This window comes from Candidatus Curtissbacteria bacterium, from assembly GCA_024654445.1.
Taxonomy (GTDB): domain Bacteria; phylum Patescibacteriota; class Microgenomatia; order Curtissbacterales; family GWA2-41-24; genus JANLHP01.
On record JANLHP010000019.1, the window covers coordinates 1 to 7,490 of the forward strand.

Genomic DNA, 7,490 nt, shown 5'->3' on the forward strand with positions numbered 1-7,490 from the left:
CAGAGTAAAAACTTTGTCTGGAGTTATCGTTTCGCCTTCCTCTTTAGTAAGAACGTTCACGTCAACATCATTCTTTTGCTTACCCAAAACTTTGGAAACCGCGTCATCCTTTTTTTGCTCGACAGCCGTTGTTACCTTTTCTTTAGTTCCTTCTACCCCGTCTTCGAAAAATTTTTTAACACTTTCGACCGCGCCCCCTTCGCCCGTTTTTTCTGGCACAGCGGCCTTGTTGGAACTCGCACCCTGGTCTCGGATCGGGGAATCGTTCATTCGGAAAAAGATGAGAGTTCCGATAAGCAGCAGGGTGATCAATACAAATGGTGATCTTACGAAAGGCATGTTTTGAGTATATCAGCACTCGTACTCGTGCGCTACGGATTGAGTTTGGAGTAGGCTTGAGGATATAATCCCTGTATGGGAAGAGAAGGTTGTCCTCCACACCATTGGCAGATTGAGCCTCCCTTAGGACCTACTTCTTTAGGCGCGTGTGAAGATTGCGGAGTAAAGAGAGAATTTTCTAATAGGCTGGCGGCGCTCGGTGATTGGACAAGTATTAGAGACGAGGCTGCTGAAGTTGCACTTAAAAGAGGTGAGGGCGGTTTAGATAAGGCAAAATTGGAGAAGCTGTTGGGGCGCGAGATTAGCAGTGACAATTATTAAATTATGGCAAAAGTTACAATGTACACAACCAGCACTTGCCCTTTTTGCGTAATGCAGAAAACGTTTTTCAAGGACAAAAAGATTGAGTATCAGGAAATTCTAGTTGACGAAAATCCTGATGAAGCAATGAAGATGATTGAAATCTCGGGCCAAATGGGTGTTCCTTTTACGGTTATCGACCAAGACAACGGCGAAAGGGTCACCATACTCGGTTTTGACCAAGCGAGACTCTCCGAGGCTTTAGATTTATCTTGACCCCTTCACCACTAATATCCGATACTAGATAAATGCGCATAACCTTTTTTGGTGCTGCTCGCGAGGTTACAGGCTCGAACATTCTTCTCGAAGGGCCTTCCGGCAAAATCCTACTTGAGTGCGGGCTCTTTCAGGGCAACAGACACGCTCAAGAGCGCAATCATGAGCCCTTTCAATACAACCCAAAATCAATTTCTGCCGTCATTGTAGGACACGCCCATCTTGACCATACGGGCAGACTTCCAAAATTTGTGAAGGCGGGTTTTCGCGGAAAAATCTTTTGCACGGCGCCGACGAAGGAGCTGACGGAACTTGTGCTTGATGACAGCGCGAATTTGATGAAGCATGATGCAGAAGAAGACGGTGTGCGCCCAATTTACACTCGAGCGGATGTCGCGCAGACAATGCAGCTTTTTGAAACGATTGGATATGGCGAGCCAATTGAGATCGTCAATGGGGTGACTTTGACGTTTAAAAATGCCGGGCATATATTGGGTTCGGCACTTTCTGTTTTGGAGTTTGGGGGTAAAAAATTGGTTTATACGAGTGACCTTGGGAACGTTCCTTCGGAGTTAATGTTACCTCCCGATAATATTGACTCTGCGGACTACGTTATTTGCGAAACGACATATGGCGGTAGAATTCACGAAGATTTCAAAAGCAGGCAGGAAAAATTAAATAGCGTAATCGAAAATACAATCGCTCAAAACGGCGTTTTGATGATTCCAACCTTCGCGATCGAGAGAACGCAAGAGCTCCTTCACGATATCGAGCACTTTTGCAGAACCGGTGATTGCGCTATACCCACTTTTTATCTGGATTCGCCTTTAGCCGAAAAAGTAACGAAGGTTTTCGAAAAGTACCCTGAATATTTAAACGATAAACTCAAGAAAACCCATAAAAGTGGCAACTATTTTGGCATAGACAGATTGAATGTAACTTCGAAAGTCGAAGAATCGAAACAAATAGAAAACGCGCCGAACCCTAAGGTAATAATTGCGGGTTCCGGTATGATAAACGGCGGCAGGATTTTATATCACCTGCAAGATTTTATAACCTATCCAAAAAACACTTTGCTTATTGTCGGCTATCAGGCACAAGGAACGCTTGGAAGAAGGTTGTTGGAAGGGGAAAAGGAAATAAAAATCTACGGGAAAAAATACAAGGTGGGAGCTAAAGTAATGGCAATTGGTTCTTACAGCGCGCACGCTGACAGCGCGGGGTTAATGGATTGGGTATCCAAGATTTCGGGAGTAAAAGAGATTTTTCTTGTGCACGGAGAAGCGGAACAACAGGTGGCTTTTGCAAGACAAGTAAAGGCTAAACTTAATCTAGAAGCAACCATTCCTCAAGCAGGAGAGACGTACGAACTTTAGGTCTCGTGTTTGGGTTAAGGTAACGATGCCGGTTTAGTTAAACGGTTACGTGAGGATTACTAAAACCCAAAAACAATAAACGAAACGGGCATCCTAACCCTTCCGTTAAACTTTTATTAGTCTAATCTATCGATAGATTAGACTAAAGCTAACCCAGGTTATTGACTGAGCAAAGTCGAAGTCAAATTACCCTTCGACTCGCTTCGCTCGCTCAGGGAATATTGATTCTAGCGGATTTTCGTTCGACGTAACGATGGATGTTAAGATAGAGGTGTGTCGGTTATCGTTCCCTGCATTCTCACAGATTCGGAGGAAGAATATCACAACAACCTGCTTAAAGCGGAGCACGTTGCAGATCTTATTCAGGTAGATATTATTGATGGAAAATTCGCGGATAACACGACTGTCGGGGTAGATGTAGTAAAAAAATATTTATCTTCGAGTATGCTTGAGATTCAACTTCTTGTTGAAGATGTCACAAGCTATATCGAAGAGCTTGCTCCTCTAGAATATGTTTCCAGGATCATTATTCCGTTTGAAATAGATAGCGATGTGAATGAAGCGTTTTACCATATTAAAGGTCACGGTAAACAGACCGGGCTTTCTATAAATCCTTCAACTTCCGTCAAAGCAGTTTTTCATTTCTTGGACGAAATTGACCTTTTGACTTTAATGGCTGTTGAGCCAGGATTTTCCGGCCAAAAGTTGCAAAAGGAAGTTTTTCTTAAGATTGACGAAGCTAAAAGGCTAGTTCCCGATCTGGCTCTGGAGGTAGACGGAGGAGTTAACTTTGACAACGCGCAGCAGCTTGCAAATGCCGGTGTAGATTTCTTGATCGCTAATTCTGTTTTATTTGGCGCTGACGATTTTATGCTGGCCCATGAAAAGCTCGCGAAACTTGCAACCGTCACACCATAATTAAGATAGCTTCCTCTCCTTCGGAGAGCGACATATATGAAAATTGAGAGAGCAATCTGATATATAATTAAATTGTGCCCACCACAGACAGGAAAATTCAAAGAATAACGTTTTTGGGGTACGCCGATGCTAAAGAAGCGGACGATCCTTTCAATGCCGCTTACGAAACTGCGAAACTTTGTGCGGAAGAAGGATACACGATTGTAAATGGTGCGGGGCCAGGAATTATGAAAGCCGCGACAATGGGAGCCAAAAGCGTCGGCGGCCGGACGATAGGAATTACTTTTTACCCTAAGGATATTCCTGTTTTTGAGGGCAGAGATGAGAGCAACAAAGTGGATGAGTTGATTGTTACTGACAGTTATTTGGAGCGGACTTTAAAACTGCTGGAGGTTGGCCAGGTACACGTGATTTTTAATGGTGGGACAGGGACCATAAGCGAATTTGGTATGGCCTGGGGGCTGGCACGGCTTTATTTTGGGCATCACAAACCTTTAGTTTTGTACGGCGACTTTTGGCAAGACATTATTTTTGCTTTCACGAAAGGCATGTATATTCGACCGGAGGAAAGATTGGTTTTTAAGATCGTTAACAGACCGCATAAGGTGCTCTCTGCAATAGAAGAATTCGAGGAAATGATAGATAAGGAAATGCATAATCATGACCATCCGATTTTTCAGATATGAGTAAAAACTCTGCTCATGGGACAATTTGACGTAATTACAATCGGGGATTCGACAATCGACACGTTTGTAAGAATTCACGACGCGACGATCGAGTGCGACGTGAACAGCGAGGATTGCAAAATTTGTATTAGCTACGGGGATAAAATTCCGGTTGACTCAATTGCATACGGTGTCGCCGGCAACGCCGCAAATGTCGCAGTTGGAGCTGCTAAAATCGGGGCGAGTTCCGCAATCTACACAAACCTTGGGGATGATAACCATGGCCAGACGATTAAGCAAGCTTTGAAGGGAGCCGACGTTGCTTCAGATTACATCGTTGTCAACAAGGGTAAAAAATCCAATCTTTCGGTTGTACTGACTTTTCAGGGAGAGCGGACTATTTTCGTTTACCATCAGGATTGGTATTACAGGCTGCCGGATCTTTCCCCTTGTAAGTGGCTATATTTCACGTCTTGCGCGGCAACATTTACCGAATCGAATATTGTCGACGAAGTTTGTAAGTACGTCGATAAAACCCACGCCAAGCTGGCGTTTGCGCCCGGAACTTACCAAATGAAAGCGGATATTAAAAGATACCCCAGGCTTTTGGAAAAGTGTGATCTTTTAATCTTTAATAGGGAAGAAGCCAAGGAAGCCCTAAACATTGATCCCGTCGAGACTGTCCCTGAGCGCGATTTACTCGCAAAACTTTTACTTCTAGGTCCCAGGAATGTCGTGATTACAGACGGAGACGAAGGCTCGTACGCGACAGACGGCCAGACGAATTTTAAGATGGGTGTTTTTCCGACCCAAGTCGTGGAAAAGACAGGGGCGGGAGACGCGTACTCGAGCGGCCTTGTTTCGGCGCTGGCTCTTGGGAAAAGCTTGGAGGAAGGTATGCTGTGGGGAACAATTAACGCTTCTTCTGCCGTTAAGCATATAGGAACACAAGTCGGGTTGATGCATAGGGCGGATATCGAGAAACATGCCAAAATAGTACCGGAGTTGGTAGCTACAACATTCTGAAAATTTCGAAATCCGAAGTTCGAAATCCGAGACTTAGGAGATTCTGTTTTGAGTTTCGATATTCGTACTTCGAGTTTGTTATTATTGAGTTAATGTCCAAAGTTTTTATTACTGCCGAAATTCCCAGCGTTACCATAACTCTTCTTCGCAAAAAAGGAATCAGCTGCGACATCAATAGAACCGGTAAGCCGCTGACCAAACACGAACTTAAAGAGGTATTTGCCAATTACGAAGCTGTCATTTCTTCGCTTTCCGACCAAATTGAAGAGGATGTTATTCACTATGCTTCACCGGGATTTAAAGTTATTTCCAATTATGCTGTAGGAATAGATAACATCGATGTTCTGGCGGCCAAGAGAAAAGGTGTAATCGTTACAAATACTCCTGGAGTTGCTGGTGAAGCCGTTGCAGAACACACTTTTGGTCTTATTTTAGCTTGTTCCAAAAGCATAATCGAAGCAGACAAATACGTTCGCCAGGGAAAGTTCGACCGCTGGATTGCGGATCTTTTTGTTTCTCCTCAAATTTGGGGTAAGACGATAGGAATAGTTGGGCTGGGAAGGATCGGGACGTATGTTGGACATATAGCGTTTGGAGGTTTCCGCATGAATATTTTGTATCACGACATAGAAAAGGCTGAGGATTTTGAAATGTTGACGGAAGCTAAGTTTGTGACGCTGGAGCATCTTTTGAAAGATTCGGACATTGTGACGCTCCATCTGCCTCTCACAGCTCAAAGCAGACATTTGTTGGGCAGAGAGGAATTTAAAATGATGAAAAACTCGGCGATTTTAATCAATACTGCAAGGGGGTCGATTATAGAAGAAGAAGCTTTAGTTTGGGCGCTGAAGGAAAAAGAGATTGCGGCTGCCGGACTTGACGTTTATGAGCACGAACCGGAAGTTTCTCACGAACTTTTGGATATGCCAAATGTCGTTCTAACTCCTCACACGGCGTCCGCGACCGAGGAATGTAGAAACACGATGGCAGAAATCGCGGCTCAAAATGTAATAGACGTTTTTGAAGGCAAAGAACCCTTTGGGCTTATTAAGGTTGAGTAGTTTAGAGACTGGCGTTTTTGATGAGTCTGAGTTCGGAGTGTTTAGAATCGATTAAATTTACGGCAACAACGTCCATCCTCTCCGCTTCCGGTAAGTTCCGGCGAGCTTGACGGTAGAATTTGCTTGCCCGCTCCAGAAATTTGAGTTTCTAATATCCGACGGCTTCTTCCGGCAGCCCAAACGCGCTGGTGGAACGAGTTTTAACTTCGACATAAACCAAGGTTTTGCCGTCCTTGGCGATAATGTCTATCTCCCCTCCTCTAATTCGGAAGTTGTGCTCTATTATTTTGTAACCGTTTTTCTGGAGAAATTTGACAGCCGCGTCTTCACCTATTTTGCCAATGTTGGTCATTTAAAGAGAAATTCTAGATTATAAGAAGCTCTGTGGATATTCGAAAGTCCATATTTTTTAATCGCTTCTTGATGAGATGGTGTTCCGTAACCCTTGTGCTTTCCAAAACCGTAGAGTGGATATTTAAAATGAAGCCTTTTCATTAATCTGTCTCTGTAAACTTTGGCAATTATAGAAGCAGCAGCAATTGATGCGCAAATCTTATCACCATTTTTAACTGCAGATTGTTTCTTTTTGGAAAAACTTTTTATGTAAAAGGCGTCTATCAGGCAATAGTCGGGATTAGGATTTATGTCTTTAACTGCTTTTCTGAAGGCAGCATGCGTAGCCTTACCAACTCCGAATTTATCTACGTCTTTCGATGATATTTCGACGATTGTGGTTGCAAGAGCACTTTTGATAATTATCTTTGAAAGTTTCTGGCGCAATTGGGGTTTAACGAGTTTGGAATCGGCAAGGCCAGTCGGGATTTGGAAATTCGTTGGCAGGATTACAGAAGCTACAACTAAGGGGCCTGCCCAGGAGCCTCTTCCGACTTCGTCGATTCCTGCTACGTATTTAAAACCTTTTTGCCAAAGGTTGTTTTCCAGATCCAGAGTTGGCAGGACCATAAACTTAGGTGATGTTTCTTCTTTGCCTTAGGTAGTAAAGCTTGGCACGTCTTACTCTAGTATTTTTAATTACCTTGACGCTTTCGATATAAGGCGATTTCACCGGAAATATTTTTTCTACAGCAACTTGGTTTGTGCCTATTTTTCTGACGGTAAAAGTCCTGTCTGTACCGCTGCCGCCGAAGGCCATAACAATACCTTCAAATGGAGCCGGGTTTATCTTTTTTTCCTCGAAGCTCCTTGTTATTACGCGGACGATGTCGCCTACTTTAAAAGCGGGATTTTTCGTTTCCGGCTTTTGCGCAACTGGCGTCGTTGGTGTTGTTGGCACTATTGGATTGTCCATGAAGTCGAATTATATAGCCTTTCAGATTGCCGGTCAATCAGAACACTCAGGCTGTTCAAGGTGGGATCCTTGTCATTCAGTGCCATGCGGTCCTCGCGCCCTTCGGACTGCGGGCCTAAAGGTCTCATCCTTGAACCTTTATGATTTAAGGTAGGGCACCTCTTCGAGTCTGAGCTTGAAAGCTCATCCCTCAGAGTCGAATGACTCCCGACGTCATTAA

Annotated in this window: 11 protein-coding genes; 7 read left to right on the plus strand and 4 right to left on the minus strand. The window is 43.9% G+C overall.

The features are described 5' to 3' along the window. Positions 1-339: hypothetical protein (locus tag NUV69_03805; protein MCR4324781.1), on the minus strand; the 339-nt coding region annotated here is incomplete at its 3' end. Positions 340-414: 75 nt separating this feature from the next. On the opposite strand from NUV69_03805, the gene NUV69_03810 reads away from it, so the two are divergent. The 7 genes from NUV69_03810 (at position 415) to NUV69_03840 (ending at position 5,961) form a co-directional block, all read left to right on the plus strand. Continuing rightward, positions 415-660 (plus strand): hypothetical protein, encoded by a 246-nt coding sequence (locus tag NUV69_03810; protein MCR4324782.1) that lies wholly within the window; start codon positions 415-417, stop codon positions 658-660. Positions 661-663: 3 nt separating this feature from the next. Continuing rightward, on the plus strand, positions 664-915 hold the full coding sequence (locus tag NUV69_03815; GenBank protein ID MCR4324783.1) for a glutaredoxin family protein: 252 nt from the start codon (positions 664-666) through the stop codon (positions 913-915). Between the two features lie 32 nt (positions 916-947). Beyond that, positions 948-2,291, plus strand: a complete 1,344-nt coding sequence (locus NUV69_03820) for an MBL fold metallo-hydrolase (GenBank protein MCR4324784.1) — start codon at positions 948-950, stop codon at positions 2,289-2,291. A 273-nt stretch (positions 2,292-2,564) separates the two neighbouring features. Beyond that, positions 2,565-3,209 carry a hypothetical protein gene (locus NUV69_03825; GenBank protein ID MCR4324785.1) on the plus strand — a complete coding sequence of 215 codons (645 nt, stop codon included), beginning with the start codon at positions 2,565-2,567 and terminating at the stop codon, positions 3,207-3,209. Positions 3,210-3,283: 74 nt separating this feature from the next. Next, entirely contained in the window at positions 3,284-3,895 is a 612-nt protein-coding gene (locus NUV69_03830; protein ID MCR4324786.1) for an LOG family protein, read from the plus strand. 15 nt (positions 3,896-3,910) lie between these two features. Next, on the plus strand, positions 3,911-4,900 hold the full coding sequence (locus tag NUV69_03835; protein MCR4324787.1) for a carbohydrate kinase family protein: 990 nt from the start codon (positions 3,911-3,913) through the stop codon (positions 4,898-4,900). Positions 4,901-4,992: 92 nt separating this feature from the next. Beyond that, the gene (locus NUV69_03840; protein MCR4324788.1) at positions 4,993-5,961 is read left to right on the plus strand and encodes a D-glycerate dehydrogenase; all 969 of its coding nucleotides are present in this window, start codon (positions 4,993-4,995) and stop codon (positions 5,959-5,961) included. A 148-nt stretch (positions 5,962-6,109) separates the two neighbouring features. Here the strand turns inward: NUV69_03840 and NUV69_03845 are convergent, their stop codons facing one another. The 3 genes from NUV69_03845 to rplS are packed head-to-tail and all read right to left on the minus strand — an operon-like array spanning position 6,110 to position 7,270. Further along, complete coding sequence (locus NUV69_03845; GenBank protein ID MCR4324789.1) at positions 6,110-6,313, minus strand: YraN family protein; 204 nt, start codon at positions 6,311-6,313, stop codon at positions 6,110-6,112. Beyond that, the gene (locus NUV69_03850) at positions 6,310-6,924 is read right to left on the minus strand and encodes a ribonuclease HII (GenBank protein MCR4324790.1); all 615 of its coding nucleotides are present in this window, start codon (positions 6,922-6,924) and stop codon (positions 6,310-6,312) included. The genes NUV69_03845 and NUV69_03850 overlap by 4 nt, the downstream gene beginning before the upstream one ends. Before the next feature lie 4 nt (positions 6,925-6,928). Next, entirely contained in the window at positions 6,929-7,270 is a 342-nt protein-coding gene (gene rplS / locus NUV69_03855) for a 50S ribosomal protein L19 (protein ID MCR4324791.1), read from the minus strand. Between the last annotated feature and the right edge of the window lie 220 nt (positions 7,271-7,490).

Excerpts from the sequence above, each read along its gene's own strand:
- NUV69_03810 (MCR4324782.1), top strand. The coding sequence starts at position 415 with ATGGGAAGAGAAGGTTGTCCTCCACACCATTGGCAGATTGAGCCTCCC.
- NUV69_03815 (MCR4324783.1), top strand. The coding sequence starts at position 664 with ATGGCAAAAGTTACAATGTACACAACCAGCACTTGCCCTTTTTGCGTA.
- NUV69_03820 (MCR4324784.1), top strand. The coding sequence starts at position 948 with ATGCGCATAACCTTTTTTGGTGCTGCTCGCGAGGTTACAGGCTCGAAC.
- NUV69_03835 (MCR4324787.1), top strand. The coding sequence starts at position 3,911 with ATGGGACAATTTGACGTAATTACAATCGGGGATTCGACAATCGACACG.
- NUV69_03840 (MCR4324788.1), top strand. The coding sequence starts at position 4,993 with ATGTCCAAAGTTTTTATTACTGCCGAAATTCCCAGCGTTACCATAACT.
- NUV69_03845 (MCR4324789.1), bottom strand. The coding sequence starts at position 6,313 with ATGACCAACATTGGCAAAATAGGTGAAGACGCGGCTGTCAAATTTCTC.
- NUV69_03850 (MCR4324790.1), bottom strand. The coding sequence starts at position 6,924 with ATGGTCCTGCCAACTCTGGATCTGGAAAACAACCTTTGGCAAAAAGGT.
- rplS (MCR4324791.1), bottom strand. The coding sequence starts at position 7,270 with ATGGACAATCCAATAGTGCCAACAACACCAACGACGCCAGTTGCGCAA.